Raw genomic sequence first — 26,923 nt, 5'->3', positions numbered from 1 at the left:
GCTAGTGTTCCAAGGTTCAATAGAAGGTAAACTGATCTTGGTCCAGCGAAGCAAGTCTGGTTCCTACGAGGAAAATTTCGTCGCCGCCGCCAAGGTCAAACAGCACACCACCGCTTGTCTGCTGCGCTACAGCCATCAAACTCTCATAGCTTTCCACACCGTCGACGTTAATTGAAATCCGGTCGCCCTGAATTTCGCCACGGCGCCCGCTGCGTGTAGGCTCAAACCCATAGATACGGTCTTGGCCATCGCCACTGCCAAAGCGGAAGGTATCTGTGTCCCGCCCTCCAAACAAAATATCGTTGCCTTTACCGCCAGCGATATCATCATTGCCTCTACCGGCATAGATAACGTCGTCGCCAGCGCCGCCTGTGATCGTATCTGCACCTCTACCGCCAAAGACGATGTCATTACCGCTGCCGCCAGAAACAAGATCGCTGCCGCGGCCCCCAAACAAGACGTCGTTGCCCGTTCCGCCAAACAGCGCGTCAGAGCCAAGACCAGCAGCCAGCACGTCATTCCCATCGCCGCCTGACAACAAATCATCAGAACCGCCGCCAACAAGCACATCCGTACCGTCATCCCCTTCGGTCACTGAATCGTAAGTGCTACTTACCGTAACTGATACTGTCGCTTGAGAAGTATTTTGCCCATCGCTCACTGTGTATGTGAACTGATCCAGCCCTTCGTGGTCAAAGTCGGCCACATAACGCACCACGTCATCTTCAAGGGTAACAGTACCATGTGTTGCACCTGAAACGGCGATGACATCCAGTTCATCACCCTCAGGGTCGATATCATTAAGTAGCAAGGCTGCCTTGTTGATGACCAAAGGTGAAACAACCGAAGTGGTAAAAGTATCCTCATTTGCCGTCGGCGCAGTGTTGGTCCCAACAGCGATTTCAAACCCGAATATTTCAGTCACAGTCTCCTGACCATCAGTTCCACTCAATGCAATTTCGTAGGAACCCGCTGCTGTAAGCGGAGCAGTTCCGGACAAGCGCTCGCCATCAAAACTTAGCCATGTCGGCAGTGCGTTTCCATCGGACAATGTCGCGGTAAAGAGCAACGCATCGCCATCCGCGTCGCTAAAGGTGTCCTCTGGCAATGTAACAATAAATGGCGAACCCGCCTGCAAAACAGCACCTGCATCATCTTGCGTAATGTCGCTTATTTGATTGGCAACGATAGGCGCATCTGGTGTGCCCTGTACGATCAAACGGAAATCATCGCTGATGGTTTCGATCCCATCTGTGATTGCCAACCTCAATGGCAAATCACCAAAGAAGTCTGCTGGCGGTGTGCCAGTCAAGGTCAGAGTTTGTGCGTCAAAGCTGATCCACGCCGGGACAGCACTGCCATCGTTTTGCGTCAGAGCGAAAGTCAGATCGTCGCCATCAACATCGTTATAGATACCCTGTTGAAGGGTGATCGAGAATGCGGTGTCTTCCGTTGCCAAACGATCAGACAACGGTGCCTGAAGTGTTGGTGAATCGTTGACCGCATCGACAACCAGATCGAACCCGCGGGTTGTTGAAAGCTCACCGTCAGTTGCCGTCAACTCCAGTTCAATCCGGCCGGTAAAGTTCAATGGCGGTTGCCCAGTCAACTGGAGGTTTTCGGGACTAAAACTCAACCATTCAGGCAATGTAATGCCGCCAACCCGCGTTACAGTCACGGAAAGCGCATCGCCGTCATCGTCTGTTACCGCCCCTGCTGGAATGTACAGGTTCACTGCCGTGTCCTCAGTTGCGGTCAAATCGCCCAGTGATGCAATCGTTGGTGCTGTATTCGCGCGCACCAGATCAATATTAAGAATTGCGGTGCTCTGCAGTGTGCCATCGCTGACCGCATAAGTGAGCGCGACGCGCCCCTCTAATGTGCGATCACGTGTGATTACAATGTTACCATCGTCATCAATCGCGGCCTGAAGCTCTGCTAAACTGCTGATATTCGTAATCGTCAGTGCGTCACCGTCAATGTCTGTATCGTTGGCCAGCAAATCAGCACTATTGACGGTGAAGGTTGTCGCTTCACCAGCATCCAAGACATCGTCCTGCGCGGTTGGCGCATCATTGACCGCTTGCACGGTGACCGAGATAACCCTCGATGTTAGAACGCTGCCGTCACCAACAGTGACTTCCAAAGGAACCTCTCCGTTGAAATGCTCAGGTGGTTGGCCTGCCAGTGTCAGGGTGTCAGCGTCAAAGCTTAGCCAAACAGGCAATGGATCACCGGCTATGCCTGATACCGAAACTACCAGCGTATCGCCGTCCACGTCAGTGAAATCAGCCAGATCAAGCGTCATGGTATACGCAGAATCCTCAATACCTTGCTTCAATATAAGCTCTAGAATCTGGGGCGCATCGTTCACGGGTTGAATACTGACCGTGGTCGCTTGTGTGGTTTCGGTAATGCCGTCACTGACAACAACCAGAACATCAAGGTCTCCGTTGAAATCCGTCGGTGGTTGGCCAGATAGGCTTGCCGTATCCGAAAAGAAGTTGAGCCACTCGGGTAGCGGGCCGCCATCATCGCTGCGAACATCAATCGTAAGCTCATCACCATCGGTATCGCTGAACAGTGAGGTATCAAGCGTCACAGAGAACATCTCGTCTTCGTCAGAAGGCAACAACACGATCTGTTCTGCAATTTGCGGCGCATCATTCACAGCCGCAAAATTCAGCGTAATTGTACTGACTGTTTCATTGGTACCGTCACCCGCGACGATCTCAAGCACTACATTGCCGTTGAAGTTGGCAGGCGGCTGACCGGTGAAGGTCCAAGTGATTGGATTGAAATAAAGCCATTCTGGCATGTCCTGCCCATCCAGACCGCGAACGTTCACTGTGACTTCATCTCCTTCAGCATCGCTAAATGCCGCGGGATCAATGGTCGCGCTAAAGGTTTCGTCCTCTTCGCCAGACAACGCAATTTCTGCAATAACAGGCGCATCGTTAACCTCTTCCAAGAAGATATCAACACGGGCACTACCAGTCGCACCAATGCCGTTGGTCACGCCATAGTCAAAGCCAACAGTGCCATTGCGGTTCGCATCAGGTGTAATGATCAAACGACCCAAACCATCATTGACGATACTCACACCGTCCAAGTTCGTTGTGGTACTGAAGATAATCCCGCTTTGATCCGGGTCATAATCGTTAGACATCAAATCCGAGATCAACAGAGTGATTACTTCGTCTTCGACACCTTCATAACGATCGTACTGTGGCCGTGGGTCATCCGGCGTGCCAATCACGTTCAATGAAATGGTGCCTGTAACAGGGACACCCTTACCGTCAGTGATTTCATACTCGAATTGCTGCGTGCCAAAGGCATCGGCATCCGGAGCAAACACGAAGTTTCCGTTTTCTAATCGCTCCAATGCACTGCTACGGGATAGGAAATCCAAACCTCCAAACGTAAAGGTTTTCAGTTCCCATATACCCAGAACGCTTAGCGCGTCACCATCCCCATCAATGTCATTCAAGAGAAGGTCAGCTGGGTTAATCTCGATCACGGTATCTTCCAGCATGTCAGAAAGCGTATCCGCAACAGCAAAGGGCAAATCGTTCTCCGGCAACAGGCGGATCGTCACGACGCCTGTTGATTGCGCACCGCGCGCATCCTCGACCACATATTCAAAACCAGCATTACCAAAGTAGTTTTCGCGTGGTGTGAACGTCGCAATACCATCATCAAAAGTGATCGTTCCGTTCTCAGGGTCAGACACCGAAATAACCTCAAAGCTATCGCCTTCAACATCGACGTCATTGCCAATGATGGTTGCCATATCGATCGTGATGACTTCGTCTTCAGACCCTTCGATGATTGCATCGCTATTGAGAATCGGACCATCGTTTACAGGGGCTATTTCGAACGTAACTGTTCCAGTGCTTCTCAGGCGTCCGTCTGTGATTTGATACTCTAATGTTCCCTCACCCGAGAAGTTCTCGTCAGGAACGAACTGGTACTCACCATTCGGCAAAGTGAACAGACGGCCATTCTCGACACCCCCAACAAAGCGCAAGAAGCTTATTGCATCGCCGTCTGCATCGCTATCGTTCGCCATAAGGTCTGCGATTGTAAAGGTGATCGGTACATCTTCATCGCCAGTGAAACGATCGGCAGCAGCATCTGGAGCTATGTTGGTAGAGATAACATTTACCACAACGCGACCGATATCCGTGCCGTCGGTGCTATCGGTTACAACATAGGTAAAGGCGGCAGGTCCGCTGTAATTTGGTGTTGGTGTAAAGCGAATTTCGCCGTCAACAAGCTCAACAATGCCATTCTCCGCGCCGCCGACAGAAACAAGCGTCAGCGCATCACCGTCAATGTCTGTATCGTTGGCCAGCAGGGCCTCCGGGCTCAGCGACAAAACGCTATCTTCATCTACGCTGAATTGATCGTTTTCTGCCTCGGGTGCGTCATTGACGGGCGTGATATCAACAGAGATTGTGCCAATATCAATACCATGAGCATCGTCCGTCACAAAATAGGAATAGTTATAAGAACCATTTTGTTCTGGCTCTGGCGTATAGATCAAAGTGGCGCCGTCATTACCATCCGCCTGAACGGATAGGGTTTGAGTATGGCTTTGCACTGAATCGCTTACGGTTACATCAATGGAAAGTTGCGTTTTGACGTTAAACGGCACCTCACCGATCAACGCGCCCGTGTCGCGGTCGATCCGCATCCAATATGGGAGCTGGGTGCCGTCAGATAACATCGCCGTATACACGCCGTCCGTCAGGGTCGGCAAGGCATCAGCAAAGACAGCTTGTGTTGCAGGTGCGACTGTACGGACCTCTATGGTAGGCGCTGGCTGCTCATCAGGAAGCACTTCAGCAACCAGCGCTTGCCAGCTTAATGTGCGATCCACAAAGGATAGAAAATCAACAGTATCGGAAACCCAATCAACGGCATCCCCGACAACCTGTAATCCGCCCTCAAACAGTGCATAAGTATAAGACGCCAGTGACCCACCAAAGATCACCATATCCGTATCCAAACCACCGATATAGCTATCAGCGCCCACACTATCATAAAATGTATCCTGACCTGCATTGCCTGTCAGCGTATTGTCTGCCGCATTGCCATAGAAGGTCTCGTGCCCTGCGCCGCCAATGGCGTCTTCGATAATGCTCCCCGTCGAAATCGTCAGGTTGCCAAACAATCCACCAATGTTCGAAAAACTTGGCGCAATTGCACCGCTGTCAGAAGGTCGAAGGTCAATACGGGAGTTGTCATCATAGCCCGACATGTCCAGCGTATCGTGGCCACCACCATCAACCAACGTTGACGCAGTCTCGTCGGCCCAGTCACTCCACGTCGCCCAGATGTCACTCACCTCAGAGGTGATGGTAGTTCCAAAGCCCCATGTTGTATCTTCGGTAAAGGCATTCGAGGTTCCAAATCCTTGCGAAGCGTAAAGTGTATCAAGCGCTAACCAATCCACCGACATCGGTGTTTGCAGCATCGCAAAGTCAGCCGTGACGTTGAAGTTACTCGATTGGCTGAAGTAAGACATCATCGAGCCTTGGCGGCTGTCATTCTGGAACAACTGGCTGATGCCAAACGTCGCATCACCATTGTAATAACCTTGGTGCCCAAGTCCTAAAACGTGGCCAATTTCGTGGAACAGTGTGACGACCGTATAATCATTATAGTCCGACGTTCCTCCAGACCACTCGGCCGCAACGTTAATCTCGGACGTGCTGATCGTGCCGCCCAATCCAACAGATGCCCGTGCGTAGGCACGACCTGCATCATTATCCGAGAAGTTAATATCTGCGTTTGTGCTGTCAGCAACCTCAAGGAACTCAAGGCCCATCGTGGCTTCGTAGAGCTTGAAAACCTCGCGCGTGAGCGTTTTGCGTCCATCTGAAATACCGTCGACATCGGCCTCGTACCCACTCAGATTATAACGAATAACGCCGTCCTTCGCGTTCGCTCCTGAATCCGTTACATTATAGTATTGGCCGTTTGAGCCCCAGTAATCATCGCCGATAAACTCTGCTAGTTCAGCAATAGTTTCGAAGCTTCCGACACCTTGCAGCTCCGCCTTCTCAATGGCTGAACGCAGCTCTTCAATATGATCCTGACATGTGCTGCACCCGCAGAACAGGTTTGCGTCATGGGTGAGGAACTCCTGAATAGTCTCAAGAGTCAGCCCTGATTGTGCATCCCCACCTGGTGGGAAGTAAGCCCATTCAACACCCGATTGCGTGTCACTTGGCGTAGGTGAATATCCTGCTTGTACCAACGGCGAGGCCGCAGCCATGTCAAAGCTCGCATCGATCCCGTCGATCAGACTGATAGATCCACGTGTGACTTCGATCGATCCGCCATGGTCTAATCCGATAAGCCGCAATGGGTTACCTTCTTCGTCCGTATCATTGCCTATAATGTCAGCGATGTTGATGATCAGTTGCCCGCCTTCGAACATTTCGAACATGTCATCGACGGCTTTTGGACCCTCTGGCGTGTTGCGCACATCAATGACGATAATACCGCTATCCTCGGATACCGCATCTTTGTCATCACGAGCCGTATAGCGCACAGCGATGTGGCCATAGAAATCGTCAGGTGTAATCAGCGTAAAGCGGTCACCGCCATTGTTGATCGTTGTGCCATTAAGGCTGGTAAGGTTGATCGTGTCATCCACAGCCAATTCAGTAAGCAATGCAAAGTCCAAAGCACCGCCTGTTGCATCGATCCGCACAGCCGGCGTGCCAACAAATACCTCTGGCGGCGTGCCTTCAAAGGCCAGAGTTTGCGCATCAAAACTTAGCCATTCTGGCAGATCTGCACCGCTCTCTGTCTCGGAAGACAGTGTCGCATTGTCAAACGGTAGCGCATAAAGCCCCTGTGCCGCAAACAGTGGATCGTTGCCGAACAGTGCATTAACTGCTGCAAGGTCAGGTGCCTGCGGATCAATCCACACTTCGACCGAGAACCCGTCACGGCCAAACTCGACTTCGCCGTTTTGCAAGGTCTCATCCATGGGCGTGAAGCGTAATTCAAGACGAATTGGGTCTGTATCTTCGACAGGTGCCGCCGCGACTTGCGTCAACTCAAGCGTCTCTGCATCAAACTCCAGCCATTGCGGCAATCGACGGCCAAAGCCCGAGTTCATGGAGAACGCGCCATCGGCGATGTCAAACACAGCCATCGGTGGTGTCAGCGACAATCCGGTCGACAGATCGGCCCCCTGTGAAACAGATGTAGTGTATTCGAAACTATCTGGCCCACTCTCAATACGTAGCGTGACATCAAATGCATCCGTGATGCCGTCCGTACGCGTACCCGAAATTGACAAAACCGCCGCGTCAAAGACCAAGCCATCAGGTAAGGCGCTGCCATCAGAGAGGGTGGCGGTGATTGTCGCGCCATCTAACATTGCCGCATCAAGCGTATATGAAGCCTCGAACGGAGCACGGTTTGTCAGATCGTTTGTGACAATACCAAGGAAGCTAACAGTCTCGAGGAAGATGACATCCCCTTCTGCATCCAGATCATTCCCGAATATTTCACCTGGAATGACGGTGATCACCTCATCTTCGTATCCAAACGCCAGATCGTCGCGCACTTCTGGCGCTTTGTTCGACGGGGTAATGTGTACCGATACATAAGCAGTATCGTACCCGCCATTTCCATCCGTGATCTCGTAGAGGAAACCCGCATCGCCGTTGTAATCGGTCCGCGGGGTGAAGACGATCATACCGTCGTCGTTTAGCTCAACCCGACCATTTTCGGCAAAGCGGTCCAACGCAGATAGAATAATCACATCATCCAGCGGATCAGTATTGTCCGTGTCGTTTGCCAGCAAATCAACTGGATCAATCAACAGTACTTCGTTTTCGATTGTGGTGAACCCATTATCATCACGTGCGACAGGTGCATCGTTGATCGGAATAACATCCAGTTCAACCGTGATGGTGCCCACAGCGCCACGTTCATCCACCAAATCGTAGGTAAATGTTGCCAAACCCAAAGCATTAGGCGTGAACTGTATAACACCCGTATCACTGTCAAATACTATTGACCCGTTAACGGCGTCACCCAATCCTACAAAGGTGAATGCATCATCTTCAATGTCATAATCATTCGCTATCAGCTCGGAGACAGTAAGAACCTCTGTCAGGCCAAGACGGATGGTATACTCATCATCGCCACTTCGGGGAGCATCATTGACGGGCGAGATATTGACGATCACTTGACCTGTAGAGGTGAGGCCCTCCTCATCTGACAAAATATAAGTGAAGCCTGCAGGCCCAACATGATCTTTTTTGAACTGCAGTTCAACAAAGCTGTCGTTTGGGTCGAGGTTTCCAAACCCAATCGCGCCATTGTTTAGCCAAATTCGCGCGTTTGTCCCTGAATTAATATACGGAAGATTCTGGAGGCCGGCCAAAAGTGGATCGATCCTGTTCCCCTCAAGGTCGTAGAGCGTCAGCACCTCATCAATCGTAAGATCGTCACCATCAACGTCAAAATCATTCGCAAGAAGATCAGCAATGCTGATCCGCCACAGCGTGTCCTCTACCCCTTGGAACGGACCATCATCCGCGCCAACTGGTGCATCGTTTACAGGTGAGATATTAACCTCAACCCGCGCCGAAGACTCCCGTCCAAACTGATCGCGTACAGTGTATTCAAAGAACGCATCACCGTTGTGATCCTGATCGCCCAAGAACTCGATCATACCATCTTCGTTGATCAAAACTGTTCCCAACTGCGCATTGCCAACAGCAATCAATTCGATCCCTGTCGCTTCCGCTGAGGTGTCGTTTTCGATCAAGCTTGCCGGATTTATCAGCGCTACTTCATCTTCGACTGCAAAGCGATAGACATCATCTGCTGCGTTAAAGCGGCCCAGACGTTGCAAGCTGTCCAGCATTGCACGGTCCCAAATTGTGCCGTCAGCAAAGACGACTTCTTCGATGCCCTGAACTTCATCTATAAAGTGGTTCACGACCCGCATAGTATCGATCAGGAAACCTTCGTCGCGTTCCAGCTCTAGCAACATGTCGTCGCCTTCGCGGACGACGGACAAATCTTTCGGGAAAATCCCGTCTTGCAACAAGATGCGGTCCGTCTCTAGGCCTGTGCCCGTTTCAATGACGATGTCGTTGCCACTATCATAGCCAAACCTGTAACCGTCAGAACCTGCACCGCCCGTCAGACTGTCATCGCCCCAGTAACCATCCATTACCTCGTCTGCGTCACTGCCCAGAATAGTATCATCCCAAAAAGAGCCGCGAATTTCTTCTACGTTTTCAAGGATATCACCTGCAGCATCACCTGTGCTACCTGTGCCTGTAGCCAGATCAACAGTAATTGCAGAGTTTGCGTTGGAATAATCCGCAATATCGTGGCCATCACGACCATCAATGCTGTCCGCACCACCACTCCCGCGCAAGATGTTGTCGCCTTCATCCCCACGAATTGTATCTGCATGGAACGATCCTTGGACAATCTCGATTCCATCAAAAATATCGCCTGCAGCATCGCCACCGCCAGCTGCGCCATCGGCCAGATCAACCAACACACCTGTTTGAGAAAGAGTGTATGCCGCTATATCAATCCCTGCACCACCGCGGATTACGTCCGCGCCACGACCGCCGATAAGAATATCATCCCCATCACCACCATCAATTGTATCGTCGCCACCCATGCCGCTCAGGATATTTGCGCCAGCATCGCCTGTCAGCACGTCGCCGAACTCAGACCCTTTGAGGTGTTCGATGTTTATTAAAATGTCACCCTGAGCATCGCCACCCGATGCAAGGCCGGCACTCAGAGAAACCTGCACAGCACCGGTAGACAGATTATAGTCTGCAAGGTCCGACCCTTCACCGCCGTCAATGATGTCCGCATCAGCACCACCAATCAGTACATCATCACCTTCATGGCCAAAGATCGTATCAACGCCGGCACGACCTTCAATTGTGTCACGACCAGCAAGGCCGTCCAACATATTGTCATTATCAGTGCCGTAGATTTCATCATTACGGATAGTCCCGATGACAGCTTCGACATTATCGATAATGTCACCTTCCGCATCGCCACCCTTCATCAACCGGGTGCGCAGATCAACGCTGACGCGACCGTTGGAATTTTCATAACTTATCGTGTCAAAGCCAGTGCCCCCGTTGATAACATCCACACCAGGATCACCGTAGATAAAGTCATCACCATCCTCGGTCTCGATCGTATCGTTGCCTTCACCACCTGTTACGGTCTCACCCAATGGGCTACCGATAATCAGATCATCAAGGGTGGTGCCATTCAGAATACGGGCATAGCCGCCTGCAACGGTCACTACGATTTGTGCAACATCTTCAAAGCCCTCAGCATCCGTGATGCGATAGTCAATTGTGACGGGCCCTGTGAAACCTTGCGGTACGCGCAGCACAGCAAACAAACCGCTCATTTCGATGCTGCCAACGTCCGTTCCGTCGATCCCGACAAAGCTGACCTCTTCCTCATCAACATCATAATCGTTGAGCAACAGGTCCGAGATACGAATAATCATCGGCACATCAAGCGGGGTCGTCGCCGTATCATCAATCGCAGACGGCTGGTCGTTTACTGGAATAATTTGGATATCGACAAAGCCTTGGTCGGTGCCCGAAACGCCATCCGTTACAGTGTAGAAAAAGCCGGATTCGTCAGTTTGATTCAATCCCGGAGTATATACAATGAAGCCATCGTCATTGAACTCTAACGTGCCTTCCAGTTCTTTCAGACCGTCCTGGTGAAAAGCGCGTGGTAGCCGGAAGCCGGTGATCGACAGCGGATCATCGTCAATGTCTGTGTCGTTCGTCAACAGCCAAGCAGGGTCAATAATAAGCTGTGTATCTTCATAGATCTGGAACGCGTCGTCCCCTGCTACAGGTGGCGCATCAGCTACATTATTAAAGAAGAGTGTGACACGCGCATCATCTGGTGCGCCTTCAGGATCGGTTACCAAATAGTTGAAATGCGTCTCACCCCAGAAATTTTCATCCGGTGTAAAGCGGATAATATCGTCAATAATTTCTACGGTCCCGTGATCTGAATCTGATACAGACTCGAACGTGAGCGCAAGTCCTTCCACATCGACATCGTTTTGCAATAACAACGCGATTGGAATCTCGAGATAAGTATCCTCTGTACCGCTCAGCGTTGCATAGTCTTTATGACTATCATCCCGAGCAATGGGCCGGTCGTTTACTGCCGAAACATCAATTGTCACATCTGCGCTGCCAGAACCACCTTGCCCGTCACTAGCAAAATACCTGATCGCCGCTTGGCCGTTAAAGTTTGCCCATGGCGTCACTTCAATTGTACCATTTTCCAGCAGGATCGCATTCACACCCGTAATTCTGGATACACCCGTAATTGTAAGCGCATCGCCATCCGGATCAAAATCATTGGCCAACAAATCGACGGTATTCAGAATCATTATCTGATCTTCTGCGACAGTCGCCGTATCCGCCTCTAACAGTGGATCATTGTTTACAGGCTCAACATATACCGAAACCGTGTTTGAGTGACGTGCACCAGACGGATCTTCGACCGTATAAGTGAACGTACCTGTCCCAAAGAAATACAGCGTTGGCGTGACCTGCACATAGCCGTCATCGGTCAGAGTGACAGCAAGGTCAGTGCTGCTTTGCACGTCGACAATCCGCAAGCGGTCTCCGTCAATGTCGGAATCATTGTCAAGCAAACGTCCCGTGGCAATAAGGAACGCCTGATCTTCCAACGTGCGGAAGCCATAATCCCGAACCGCAAAAGGTGCGTCATTCTCTGGTGTCACTGTAAGCGTTACACGTGCTTCTGCCGCACCACCTTCTGGCGTGTTCGCCAGATAGGTAAATCCTGCTGGTCCATAATAATTTTCATCGGGTGTGAACGTGACCTGCCCTGAACTATTCAGGGTCACAGTGCCGTTAGTTGCCTCTTTGACCTGCGAGATAATCATGCGATCACCCTGCGCATCGTTAGACAACAGGCGTTCACCCGCAATCGTTAGGATGCCGTCTTCGTTAACCATAAAGCCGCTGTCATCAACTGCATCAGCCTCAGGGCGAACCCTCAAATCAACGGTACCCTCCGCTTGCCCGTTCCGTCCGTCTGACAGAGTATAGGTCAGCTGGGTTGCGCCCACGAAATCTGCATCAGCGGTAAAAACAACATTGCCTTGAGCATCCAATTCCGCAAAGCCATTGGCACCACCATCCACCGCAATAATCGACAGATCATCGTTGTCAGCGTCAAAATCATTTCGCAAAAGCTCTGCTGCACTTAACGTCAGCGGGGCACCCTCGGTTGCAGTGTAATAGCCATCTGGCGTTGCAATCGGTGCGTTGTTCTCAAGCAGTTGTAACAGCTGGGAAATGCCCCACGTCACATTATCCGAGAAGACAAACTCCTCTACACCCGCGCCGTCATCGGTCAGAGCATTCACGATGGTCAAGCTCGTATCAGGATCAGATGCGAAAGACAGAATAACCGTCTCCGACCCTTTGAACAGGCGAGTTACAGCGACTTCGCTTGTCACAAAATCAGGGAACTCAACGCGATCTACAAAGGTAAAGCTGGACGATGTTTCAACAATTGTATCGTGCCCGTCACCGCGTGAGACGATGTAGGTATCTGACCCATCAAGACCTGTCAGCTTGTCGTTACCAGAACTGCCTGAGAAGACATCATCACCAACAAAACCCAAGACGGCCTCTGAGCCCACAGTCTGAGCGTAGTCCAAAGACTGCGCACGCATTTCTGCTCGATCCCAGATTGTGCCGTCACCCCAAACGATCTGATCCACACCTTTTGCACCAGTGTAGTTCGTCGGCGGCGACAACAACGCGTCCTCAAGAATGAGGCGGTCGCGACCTTCCGTAAAAACAAGCGCAAGATCGGTACTGTCAGCGCCCGCACGCAATGCAAACGCCAGATCAGCAGGTGTCAGATTATTAAGACGTAATACATCACCAAAGTCAGTTCCCTGATCTGAGATTCGATCGTCGCCGTCCCCTTTGGAAAATAGGTACGTATCGCTCCCATCTCCCCCGGAAATAAGATCAGACCCCAAACCACCGCTGAGCGTATCTGCGTTAGGTGACCCGATAATAATGTCATCCCGATCCGTTGTCTGGCCTTCGGCCAATACGGCAGTGATCTGCGCCAAATCAAAGACTATATCACCTTGTGTCAGCGTTATTGTCGACAGCGCCATCACGCCGTCTTTTAGCGCATCAACTACGACGATTTCGTCCCCTGCCCGTGACAGCCGGATGATAAGATCGGTACCTTCTACGCCACGACGATCAAAAGTAACCTCATCAGCGTCATAGCCCCGAATTTCGATCGTGTTGGCCTCGTCATCATCCGCGTCAATAATAACGTCTGCACCGTCGCCGCGCGTATAGATGTAGTGATCCGATCCGTCGCCGCCCAACAGGCGGTCCTCGCCCTCAAGACCTTCCATCGTATCCGAGACCGAAGTCCCTACCAGGCGGTCATCGCCAGGGGTCGCACTCGCGCGCGTGGCGGCTGCCATTTGTTCAAAGTCTTCACGCAGCCACGTTGTCCCGTCCGCGAAAATTATTTCTTCGATACCGCTAGATGTGTTGGCATAGAGCGAAGACATCAACAATAGTGTTGCGCCATCGCCAGTACCAACAGCGCTATCGTCAATCACCAAATCAAGATGGTTCTCGAAACCGATTTCAAGACGCGCATCCGTTGCGTTAACGCCAACAAGGCGCAGAACATCTATGTCCAGATAAGAGCCGCTACCATCAGATATGATGTCATTGCCGTCTCCACGTCGCCAGATGTAAGTATCACTTCCGCTTTCACCAGCAAGCAGGTCTTCACCACGCCCACCTTCAAGCATATCGTTAGCGCCACTTCCAACAAGGGAGTCGTCCCCGTCTGTTGCCTGCTCTGCCAAAATACGCGAGAAAATTTCCTCAGTCGTGATGGTTGTACCATCGCCCATAACGACTGCGTCGATGCCAGCAGTGGATCCATAATAGCCAAAGTCGCGGCCCGTAATCATACCGCCGACAACCAATCGACCGCCATTGCCAATCCCAACGTCGCTTTCGCTGACGTGAACCACCAAACCCTCAACGGTCAGCTCAAAACTGACCTGCGATTCTGTGATATTTTCCAGTTCGAGAACGTTACCTTGGGCGACGTTCCCAATCGGGAAATCATCGTCCCCGCCGAGCGGTCCATCAGGCCCTTCTTCGCCTGCCAGTTCAACGTTACCAACATCAATAGGTCCGCCACCGTCCCCGCCGCCATCAGCCGAAGATGCACGGGTATCAAGAATGATGTCATTGCCGTCACCATGACGCCAGATATATCGGTCATCTGCGCCCATGCCTTCCAGGGTGTCATCACCTAACCCACCATCGAACACTTCTTCAAGGTCGGTCCCCTTGATCCAGTCAGCGCCATCCGTTGCAGCCATATCCAAAGCAAGCTGCATGATTGCTGCTGCTTCCATTGTGCTACCGTCAGAAAAGGCGAAGATCTCAATACGGTTGTCCGTATAGTCCGCGTTTCGCTGAGCATCTATGATCCGAATACTACCTGTAATCGCACCCGTAGTTGTATTCTCGTCGATCAAGATAACGAGATCGTCGCCCTCAAAAACGAACCGCAACTGATCCAGATCAAGATCCGTAAGGCGCAGCGTATCGGTTTCCCCACGACCTTCATCCTCGATCACATCGTGGCCGTCACCGTTGTTGTATACGTAAACATCTTGGGTTCGATCTGTGATGATAATATCATCACCACCCGCCAACTCATATACGCCATCATCTTCAGGTTTATATACCAGGTCATTATCTGCTGTACCCAGATAGCTTGCCTGAGGGTCAGTTCCTCCGAATTGCGCAACAATGTCGGACTGGCTCCAGAAAGAGCCATCGTCAAAGCTGATCTCTGTAAGCTTACTTTGGAACCCTATCGGAGCATTAATTTCAATGGCGCTGTCAAAACGGATCGTGCCTTCATCGTCCGCATCAGGCGCGCTTTGCGCGATCCTGACAAGCAATGCGTCACCCAGTACAACAAGGCTGACATCTTCAGCCTCGATCCCAGTCAATGTAAGTCGTGAACTTGGCCCGTATTGGAAATCAGTAGCGGCGTAGACGAAATCATTTCCATCCCCACGGCGGTATACAAATTCGGTGTCCGAGCTTTCCGATATGATGATGTCATCGCCTTCAAGGCCGGCAACCATCACGGGCAGATTTGCTGCTGACCCAACCGCCAGAACATCATCGCCAGAAGTTGCAAGTGGCGGCGGCAACATTGCGGCCAAATCTGCTCCGCCCAGTAGCGTGCCGCTATCAACCAAATCAACCGTTGTATTGGTCAAATTCTGCGCGGTGCCCAACCAAATGACTGCCGCATCTGATCCGTCTGACTGCCGGGCAGCAACGTTTAAGATATACCGTCCGCCGCGTTCCGAAACAGTCAGGTCCGCTATGTCCACACCTGTCAACGTAACTTCGATATTGCCAGAAACGCCGTTCCCGAATGGGTCGCCAAACGGGTCATCAAACCCGCCTGCAGATCCTTCAAATCCATCGTCGGAACCATTGAACTCCCCGATTGGTCCACCAATGCCACCGTCAGGATCCGTTAACCCTTCTTCCGCTTCCACAACAAAACGTCCGGTATGAACGTCGCGCGTGAAGTCAAAGAATTCCGTAAGGCTTCGCTGTTCGGTGATCTCAGCCTGTTCGGCCATCGATATAAGTGCAGCAACAGTAAAGACTGTTCCGTCTGCGAATTCGACCTCGTTAACATCTGTTTGATCAAATCCGCCTACGGCACCAACGATCGTAACGCTATCGCTTTGCGTGCCCCACTCGATAACCAACGCCTGTTGACCCTCGTCAAATGCGCTGAGTTCATTTCTAAGCCATGGTTGAATTTCGGTATGGCTGACATCGGACATGACAACGCGAAGTGGCCCATTGTGACTGTCCGGACCAAAATCGAAAATATTGACTATGTCGTGACCATCTCCCTTTTCATAGACGATATCCAGCGTCTGTGTCCCTGACGCCTGACCGTAAGGGTAAACGACGTTGTCGTCGCCCGTCGGTAAATCAACTATGGTTGCCGATGGATCGATTTCAATCTCGTTGGCGGCACCCGCAGGAGACGGATAACCCTCAATGTTCTGTGCAACATCCGCTTGCAGCCATTCAGTCCCGTCACCAAACAAAATCGAGGTCAGGCCCGCTTCGCCATCTTCGATCCAAATACGATCATCTGTTCCAATCACTTCGACCACAATTGTGCCGAAAAACGGTGTTACAGGATGGAGCATAATCCGGACATCTGACGGATCAATATCGGTCAGTTCCAGACGGACTGACCCACCACCCCCAAAAGACATATGGTCGTGGCCGTCACCGCGTGCAAAGACGATGGTGTTCACATCATCAGGTCCAGTTGGCGCATCGGGCAGATACAGGTCATCACCCACCCCCCCCTCAAACACATCATTCGTACCTTCACCGTTTATCGTATCATTGCCATCGGTAGCGATGTTTGAGCTCTCATCCACATCAACTTGTGCGGCGGCGAGATCAAGCGAAGTAACCCCATCTACGGCACGGGCCTCCAGATCGCTATTGCTCCACGTTAGGCCATTGTTAAACTCAATGCCCACAAGGGGATTGGCATACTCACGATCAACACCGCGAATGGTGATGCTGTCTTCGGTCCCTACGAAGGACAACACATAGCTGTCCTCATAATATCCGCTCCGTGTGACAATCACATCTTCGGCAATATAGCCAAACAAGCGCAATGTAGCAGCGCCATCATATGCATCAGCATCAATCACGTCGCGGCCGTCACCGCGTGTAAAGTTAATGATGTCGCCGTCCAGATCGCCTGTGATTGTATCGTCGCCTAGACCTGGCGTGATTTCTTCAACCATGGTGGTTGCTTTGATACTGTCATCACCAGTAGTGCTTTGATCCGCGATCAATTGTTCTACAACTTCATCAATGCTTAGCGACAAATCGTCAAACGTGAATGTCTTGATTGTCTGCCGGCCCGTGTCCAACACAGTACGATATGAACCATCGATTATGAGACGGTCATCCGTACCCTCAAAATCCAGAATGAGGTCGCTATCTTCATTCTCGGAAATTGAGAATTTAGCTTCGCTCACCTGATAACCCGCCAGACGCAGCGTGCTTGTCTCATAAGAAGAGACGTAATCGGCGATCCGATCTTGACCATCACCACGCTCAAATATGTACAAGTCGCTATTTGCACCACCGTCCAAGAATTCAGACGCTGAAGTTGATTCAATTGTGTCGCGATCACTGGACCCAATGACCTCGGCAGGAGGCATTTGCGTGTAACCCGTATTTACTCGCCGTGCTATTTCCTCCTCGCTCCAGTTTGTGCCATCGCCAAAGCGAATGGAACGAACCCGAGGAGAGAATGACGACAGAGCCGCCTCAAGCATGACCAACTGGCCGCCACCAAGATCAAGATACACATCAAGACTGGAAGCGAGAGAGGGCTGAACCACTTTGACTTCGGCAGAGGAATGATCTGGCAAGTAGAGCGTGTTGTAATCATAACGGCTAGAACTGGAAGAGCCGCCTTCGTCAATTACATCACGGCCATCACCACGTCGAATAATATAGGTGTCATAACCATCGCCACCCAGCATCGTATCGTTGCCAAGCCCGCCCTCAATCGCATCGTCGTCACTTGTCCCGATAAGCTCATCTGCAGCTTCAGTACCGACATTCCCTGCCAGTCCTCGCATCTCATCACGGCTCAGGACTGTGCCATCGCTGAACTCGACCCAATCAACACCACTACGGTCATTGTCATATCGAAGAACGATTTCGTCATCGGTGCCTTCGAACGTCAGGATCAGCTCACTACGCCCCGATGCATCCCAATTTGATGTCGCAGCATCCGTGATCGGCAAACGGATATACACTTCAGAGGAAAGGTAGCCGGAAACCTTCAGCGTATTGCCACCACCTGTGTCGGCAATAACATCTTTCCCATCACCGCGGCTGAACAAATAGGTATCATTCCCGCCAGCCCCTTGAATATCGTCATCGCCTTTGCCGCCTTCAATAATATCGGCCAAAGCACTACCATAGATGACATCATCGCCGTCCGTTTGGGCGCGCTCGACAAGCGCGGCAAACAGTTCCTCGCGGCCCCAAGAGACCCCATCAGAGAAGTTGATGGTTGGCAGTGTGGTCCGTGTTCGTCCGCCAACCAGAATGACCTGATCACCCGTTTCAGGGAAGCTGATCGCCAAGTCCGAACCATTTATGCTGGTGACACGGATTTCCACTTCGGAAGAGGTATAATCAGCAAAGTTGATCTCAGCAAATGTGCTGCGCCAGTTTGGCGTTACACGGTCAACACCGTCACCTTGATAAAACGTTAGCGACGTATTCTCATCCAGTTGCACGGCATCAAATCCCGGACCCGGAACAATGCCCAATCCACTGATGTCATCGCGCGCATCGATGATATCCATGTCTGCGTTTGTTTCTTTTTGTAGCACAAGCCGAAGGACATCATCGCGTGTATAAGTCGAACCATCCTCGAATTCGAAATGCTCAACCCAGACGTTTTGCGCCTCTGACGCGCCCTGTAAAATCACAAGAGTTTCGCCAGTACCCGTCAGGGTAACAATCAGATCACCATTCAGTGTGGCAAAGTCGACGTCTTTACGCTCAATACCAGCGCCAAAAACAACTTTATCAATCCCGCCAGTTTCAGCAACACTATCGTGCCCGTCCGTATACCCCCAGCGGTACTCATCATTGCCGGTCCGCCCTTCAAGAGCATCTGAGCCAGCCTTACCCTCAAGAACGTCATCCCGGCTGGCAAATCCGATAATCACATCATTATTGTCTGTGCCGATAAGCATGCGATCGCGCAACTCTTCCAGCGTCCAAGCAACGCCGCCGGCGAACTCGAAACGCTCGACGGTGTGCGAACCCAAGCCGTCAACAATGGTCAGAACATCCGCACCATTTCCCAGATCAATGATCAGATCGTCGCCGTCACGGCGCAAAATTAACGCATCAGGGTCAACAGTCGCTCCGAATACAACGCGGTCTAGCGTTCCATTGTCGGTGACTTCTTCAATACGATCCTGATCGTATTCTACGCCAAACGCATAGCTGTCAGCAAGGTTCGCCCCCCGTAGGATGTCGTCGCCCTGACGCCCATCCAGAATGTTTTCTTGACCAGAGATGCCAACCAATACGTTGTCGCCAAAGTTACCCCCTTCGATATCAATATCCTGAACCGCTTCACGGATGGTCATGGTGGAGCCATCATAGAATTTGAACAGCTCGACACCCCAACCGCCCTTTTGAAACTGGTTGCGGATCGTCAGAGAATCGGGACGTCCATCAATGGTGATGACCAAGTCATCTTGCAAACGCGCAAAGCTAATATTGTCGCGGTTTATATCACCACCGAACTCGACCGTGTCAAAGACTGGATCATTGACATAACGAAGATCCTTCCATCGGGATTTCTCCCGTTGATCTTCGATGATGTCCTGACCGTATCCCACGTCAAAGACGTAAATATCGCCACCATCACGTCCGATGAGCAGGTCATTACCGTCACGCCCATCAATGCGTTCGTTGAAATTCGACCCCGTTAACGTCTCGCTCGCAGAGCTGCCAACCAAGTCGATATCTTCGGCGTTCACATCGGTAAAGTCGACAGTTCTGTCGGTGAAAATCAGACTCTCGACGGCCCATCTCTGCTGCTCAGCGCGCACGTATTGGCCTTCAAGAACCAACTGCTCTCCTGCCGCATCTATCGTGATGACCAGATCTTCAGACGTCCGTGAGAACGTAATCTCGTCCGAAGAGATATTTTCGAGAACAACGCGGTCATACCCGCCCCAATCAGAGATGGTGTCCGTGCCCTCATTGGCACGGAAGTAGTAAATGTCACTACCGCCCTGCCCTTCAAGGCGGTCGTTCCCTGCGCCCCCGTCAATGCTGTCTGCAACATTGAAACCATATATAGTGTCGTCGCCTTCTGTCCGCGCAATATCTACGTAATGCTGGACGAATTTATCCCAGCCCCAAACGGTACCATCTGCGAAATAGAACTCTTCAATGCGGTTCACGTCATTGCCAAACAACGGCAAGGTCCGCAGGAACTCTGTCATGACGATGCCATCGTCGGTCCCTGAAATCATCATGCGCAAGGTGTCAGTGGCGCCGTCACGGATAAAGTCAAAGTCTGTCCAGCGCAGATCATCGCGGAATACCAATTTATCTGTCACGCTTGGGCCGAACAGCTCAAGACGGAATGACTCATCGAGATCGTTGATTAAGTCTTCGCCGTAGCCCCGCCCGAAGACATAGGTATCGCTACCCTCAAGTCCGCGCAGGACATCATCGCCCGCACCACCGTCCAAACGGTTATCGTTGATAAAGCCGAAGATCGCATCGTCACCACTTGTCCGCGCATCAGCCAACACATTCGCCATCAATTGCTCAATGTCCAGCGTCGCACCGCTGTCAAAGACGAATTGCTCGATCATGAACGGCGCGACGAACTCGAATTCGAGACTCGGATCAAATTCGCCCAAGGCACCTGGCAGTGGATTGCGGATGCCAAAGAACTGTTTTTCAAGCGTCAGGCTGTCGCCTGTTTCCTCACCCTCAGCATCCAGAAAACGGATTTCGATTGTGTCGCTGTCACCTTCACGAATATAGCGCAGCCGATTTGTCGTAATGCCTTCCCCGAAAAATACAAAATCAAGCCCGCCTTCAAGGGGGCCGATCCCTGCCTGAGAAGCCGTATTCCAGAAGTCGGTTTCTTCACCAAAGACATCCTGACCATCGCCAAGATTGTAGAAGTAATAGTCGCCCCCCGCAGCGCCGCGCACGACGTCGCTTCCTTTGCCGCCGCGCAGAACATCGCCAGAGCCGGAGCCGATGATGACATCATTGGTATCGCGCTCAACGCTGACTTCCATTGCGATTTGGAAGCGGTCAAAGACTGCTCCATTGCCAAAGACCACCTGCTCCACACCACTGTCACGACGGCCATTTTTGATAATCGGGTTCATGTCCCCGAGGAAGTGATCCACAACCGTTATCGTTTTGATCGGATCGCCCTCTGGTACATCATAAGTGATGACAAGGTTTTGCCCATCGCGGGTAAAACTCACATCTTCGGGCAAAGTACCCGTCAGACGTAAATCATCTCGGCCTCCACCATCGTAGTCGATGATTTGGTCGTGGCCCGCTGTATTACCGCTGAAATAGACGTCTTCACCGCTTGCACCAAGGTACGATTGATCCCCGGCACCGAGATAAAAATAGTCGGTACCGTTTGTACCGGTGGCCGTTGTATCTTCCGCGCCGTGCATGATGAAACGGTCTTCGTCCAACTGCATTGCATAAACGGCCGCAAGAAGGTCGAGCGGAGAATTCGCCGCTTCCCAAGCAGGGATCAGGTTTTGCAAAAGGAACGCTTTGTCCACGCGGATCGACAGCCCGCTGTCATTCCCTGCGGGTGAGGGCCGGTAATCTGGCGTAACCTGAGCAAGGACTTCGGACCACCCCTGAAGATACTCTACCGCTTCATTGTAGGTTGCAGGCATAGCGTCAAAGATTGCGTCAAATACTGGTGCTAATTCACGGTCCGAGGTCGGACGATAGAGGTCGGTTTCTGGATCATATTCCAAACCATCTGCGAACTGCGACAATCCGCCTTGGAATGCCATACGGACAGCAAATGCATTCGCCGCCGAGATATACTGCGGCAACACTTCACCCAGCAAATCAATAACGCCTTTAATGCCAGATACATAGCCACCTGGACCCGCAACGCCTGTGTCTTCTTCGGGACTAACCGTATAGGATAAGACGCCTGTTGCAGGTTCAATTGTCGCGCTCAGCATTTGTGGCTGGAAAGAGAAGCCAGAGAAGTTCAGCGCAAAGTTGAACTGCGCAGGCGTCAAAAGCTCGACGCGCACCTCGCTATCGTCAGTCGAGTTAACCTCGTCGAGTGTGTCAAAATCAACTTCAAAATTTCGCAGGTTAAATTCACGCGCTGTGCCATACTTCGCCTGTAGCTCAAGCGCACGATCAACATTCCGCGCCCAGACATAGAATGTGCCAAACCCGTCTGTGACCTCGACCGTATAGTCAACAACGTGGCCGTCGATCGTGCGCACACCAATTTCCTCAACAGGTAAATCTGCCAGCGGATTGTGGTTAAAGACTTCTTCGCGCCATTCTTGGCCTGCACCTGCGTCCATCGCCAGAATGTCTTGGATTGTAGATGCCACAACCAGCGCATCGTTTTCGTCAAGGACAGGTGCACCAGAAGCAAGAGCCCACGCACCGTTTTCCTGCTTCACACCCCAATCAAGAACTGTGGCGACTCCATCAGTAACTTGAACAAGATACGGTATTTCATCCCGCGCGGTCAGTGGTACCGCCCGACTGCCGGGTGAGAAGGCTTGCGTTACTTGCCATCCATCGCCCTGCCCTAAAACATCCGCCATGGTGGGCCGATCTATGCTGACACCATCTGTATCGGTAACGACTGCGCCGCTGTGCAATGTCCAATAGCCGCCTTGCGCGTCTTCAACCCAGATCGCACGATCAACCAGTACACTTTCACCGCCAGCATCACTTAACTGAACTGGTGTCAATTCCCGCGTCCCACTTTGCGCGAATGACCAAAGGCCAAGCGTCTCGCCCGCTTGACCACGCAAAGTACGCATGTCGGGTGTTGTCATACCTTGAGCCGCCGCATCAGCGACCTCGGCCAATTCCCGATCATTCGCCATGGCGATTTCAAGGTTAACCAAGTTGCCGTACCCACGGCTCTCGATAACAGGTGCTTCCAGCAGGCCTATTTCGCCGCGGAACGTTGTGATTGTCTGGTTCAGGTCAAAGACGGCATCGTAAACCAGATTGGTTCTGCCATCCTCAAATGTGAACGTCCCTTCACGTAGCAATTGGGTGCCTGAAGGCATAACAAAATCGCCCATAGATGTGCCGTTTACATCAATTGAAGCAATGCCCCACTCGTCCAGTCCCAGCAGCTCACCTTCATCGGTTACACCGTCTTGGTTCCGGTCACGCCAAATCTGTAGCTCTGTAAAGACTTCATCATCGATGGTGATAACGCCGTCAAAGTTGTCATCATGCTCAGCCAATTCAGCAAAGCCAGACGCACCAACACCACCGAACATCTCGGAGATATCATAAATAATACCATCCTTATCTTCGTCCAGAACAAGGAAACCATCATCCTCACCCAGCCAGCCAGTGCGCTCGGCGAATAAATCTCCATCAAGGTCAAAGTAGACCTCAACTTCGCCAATGGCTTCGGTTTCGATTCCATCACCGTCCAGATCAAAGATCAACGGGTCAACGCCTTCGTCCCATTTCAGGGCTTTGCCGCGCAAAGAGGTAGCGCCCGCCAACGTCTGAATGTGTTCGAAGATCGGCAAATAGCGAAGCAAACCCCCTGGGAAGCCAGGAATCCACGAAAAGATGTCCAATCCAGGATTGGAGTTTTTGAACAACATGCCCATGTCGCCCGCCGCCTCAGGGTTGAAACCCTGACCCGCAAAGACAGCCTGAAAAACGTTCCAGGCGGCGTCTAGGTCTTCCTGACCGTTTTTGCGGAATCCTGCACTCCACAAGGTCTTTTCCTGTTCAAAATTCTTGAACCGCATCGAAGCAGAAGACGATGGTGCGTCACCGCCCCACGACTCACTGGCACCAGATGCCTTGCCCGAGGCTTCTTTCAACCGGTCAATGACATAGAAATCCGCGCCTACCTGCTGGTACTTAATGTGGGGCATGAAATAGTCGTGATAAATCGGCGATCGGAACGTTGCCAGAGATGACACCGCAACGATTGAGTCGACAACAATCGTCCATGCACCAAATGGCAGGTTCTGCGCACCGCCAACAAGCGGTTTACCCATGTATTGGAGCACATCGTTGTCCGCAGGATCCCACATCGTGACACCGGGGCTGAACCAAATCTTGTCCGAGTTTTCACTCCCCGCAAGACCTTTACCGCCGCCGTTACCCAGATAGTTATCACCATAGATGTTACCGCCGCCCGAGGTGTTATAAATCCAGTCGCGGCCTTTACCGCCAATGGTCGTGATCGCGTCACCGCCGAGCCCGTGAACAACATCGTCGCCATCGCCCCCGTCGATCAACAGCTCCTTGCTCTTGTCCTCTCCGTAAGCAAGACCCACCAACACGTCGTCGCCGTCACCGCCGCGGCCCTCAACGCCCGCGCCTTTGACAATAATCAGGTCATCGCCATCGCCACCCAAGGCTTCGCTCTTGCCATCCTTTTGAACGTCGTCGTACGAACGTTCTTCGCCCAGCATGATGACATCGTCGCCGTCTTTGCCTTCAATCTTGCGCTTGTTGTCATCAACCGACCAGAACGTCTCGTCATCGTCACCGCCTTCGATGGACGCATAAAGGTTGGAAACCTGAATAAAGGCATCGTCGCTTTTTGGATCAGCAGTTGCGGAATCAGCACCCTCTGGAAGTGCTTGCGTATCGGCCCATTTCTGGGCTTTTGATTGGATATCTTCCTGCTCGAGGTCTTCGAAATCATCACGCGTTACAGCGTCCTTGAATTCCGCATTTGTGACGAAGCCGTCTCCGTCAAAAATCGAAATCCCCGTGATCCCGCCAGACCCTTCGATCTTGATTTTGACTTCTTCTTCATCCTCATGATCACCATCGTCATCCGACGGTTTGAATTCTTTGAATTCTAATTCGGTATCACGATAAGCAGGTACAGCTTCTGCCCAATTGCCCCCGTTAGACGCAACCAAAACTTCAGGCACACCGTCTTGCGTGTGCTTCTTCTCATCAACTTGCGTACCGTCAATTAAACGCAGAACAGATAGAAATTCGGTATCATCCGCTTTGAATGTAATCTTGTTGGTGCCACTACTCAGCTGAATAGACTCGATCCCTGACATCAAGTCGACACCAGCCGCATTATTAGCAAAAATCTTTAACGCCTTAATCAGGCCCTCTGATCCGCCCAGCTCCAATGACAGTTCTGTCAGAGTGTCCTGCCGCTCTTCACCCTGCCCGTCGATATAGGAGATGCTGTCCAGCAGATAAGTCAAAGAGTCGCCAACACCTTCTTCGGATTGGCCGCCACCAATCAGATAGTCATTACCCATGCTGGCAAAAATAGCGTCATCGCCCAGCTTGCCGACAATAGCGTCATCGTTCAGTCCACCCATCAGGGTATCATCATGATCCGTCCCAAACACAGCGAAATTGCCACGCAAATCAGGTGTAATATCACCTGGGTCTTCTTTGTAGAGCTTGCGACGTTCCGTGCCGACAACATCAAGATACGAATGAACGGAAGCGTTGATGCCCACGCCAGTGTCCATTTCACTCGGTACAAAGATTGCTCCCATATACTCGGATTCGTCGGGCAAGATATCTTCTGCGTCGGGGCCTACTTCTTCTTCCTCTTCGCGCACCTTTTCATCAATCGGATCAAGACCCTCTTCCACTTCAGAGATATCGCTCTGCGTCTCCTCCACTTCATTGGAATCCGTGACCGTCTCTTCTTCGACGTCCAGTTCCAACCCGAGCCAACGCTCGGCCTTCTCAATCAGATTATCCAGCAGATCGTTCAGCGCACCAATAGCCGCACCAAAGATAGAGTCAGGATCATCAAAAACATACGCCGCCAATTCCAGCGTTTGTTTGATGAACATAAAGTTGTCGATGATCTCGTAGATCGTTCCGACCCAACCCCAACCAGGAATCAAGAGACGCCCCAGAATATCCGCAATCAACAACGGGTCGCTCAGCATTTGCTCCGCGAGCGAACGGATATCGCTAAGGTCGGGCAAACCTGGAACTTCCAGATCCTCAATAGCGTCTGTGATCATTTCCCAGACTTGTTCGTTGGTCGCGCCGAGTATCTCTTCCAGCTGTCCTTCATCCGGAACTACATCTCGAACGATCTGGTAAATCGAGATCAATTGCAGCGCTACGGTTCCAAGGAATATTGGCCCCTTTTTGCCCTGATACGCTTTGACAAATTCTTCGAGAGAGTCCTTTATTTTACCTCTGAAGAAGCTGGATAAGCGGATACTTTTCGCTTCGCCCTCATCGCCACGACGGTCCTTTTCATTTTCATCATCATAGTTGACTTTGAAGTTGATTATGCCGTGCAGTTGCACACCGAGGGGCATTGTACCCACGACATATGCAAGCATCGCAGCCTTCGCACTTTCGTCAATCGCTACACCTTCAGTTTGACTATACCCAATCTTTTCATGCAAAGCAGGATCGGAATAAGACAGAAAAAACTCAAGTGGACTAGGAAGTGGCTTTCTAAGAAAGAACTTCGTGTTGTCCTGTATTTCTTTAACGTATCTCTCGAACGCCTTCGAAATACTGCGCTCGTTGCTCTTTTTCTCGTCTCCGTTTCGGATGTTATTGTGCGCTGTCTGGAACTTACTTGCCAAGTTTGAAGTCGTTGAATCTAAACGCTGAGTATAGACAGGGTGAAGACCGCCACCCGCACCGTTGTGAACTGCCAGTCTAGAAGCCGCCGCAAATTCCCCATTGTTGGGTAGGAAGATCATATTTCGCAGATCGTTTACGTCGAAGTCCTCACCGTTGCCGCCCGCCGCACGTGAACGGTAGGCAAGGTTCATAGCTGTCACTACGGAACCGCTGAAAACCGATTGCGGAATGACGTGGTGCGCCTGTCCTTGAACCCCACTTAGATTTCCAGGATTTGCATTGCTAATTACCCCAGCCCGCCAAACCCCAAAACCTGAGTCAGTGCCACCAATTCGATCAAATAC

1 protein-coding gene is annotated in these 26,923 nt (G+C 51.5%); it reads right to left on the bottom strand.

Annotation, left to right across the window (positions count from 1 at the left end):
• Positions 1–16 precede the first annotated feature (16 nt).
• Positions 17–26,770, bottom strand: a complete 26,754-nt coding sequence (locus Q0775_RS17195) for a tandem-95 repeat protein (protein ID WP_298864089.1) — start codon at positions 26,768–26,770, stop codon at positions 17–19.
• Positions 26,771–26,923 lie beyond the last annotated feature (153 nt).

The organism is uncultured Sulfitobacter sp., assembly GCF_947499945.1.
Taxonomy (GTDB): Bacteria; Pseudomonadota; Alphaproteobacteria; order Rhodobacterales; family Rhodobacteraceae; genus Sulfitobacter.
This window is presented reverse-complemented; position numbering and strand designations above follow the sequence as displayed.

Bases quoted from the DNA above. Each gene is read 5' to 3' on its own strand.
- Q0775_RS17195 (WP_298864089.1), bottom strand. From the start codon at position 26,770: ATGAACCTTGCCTACCGTTCACGTGCGGCGGGCGGCAACGGTGAGGAC.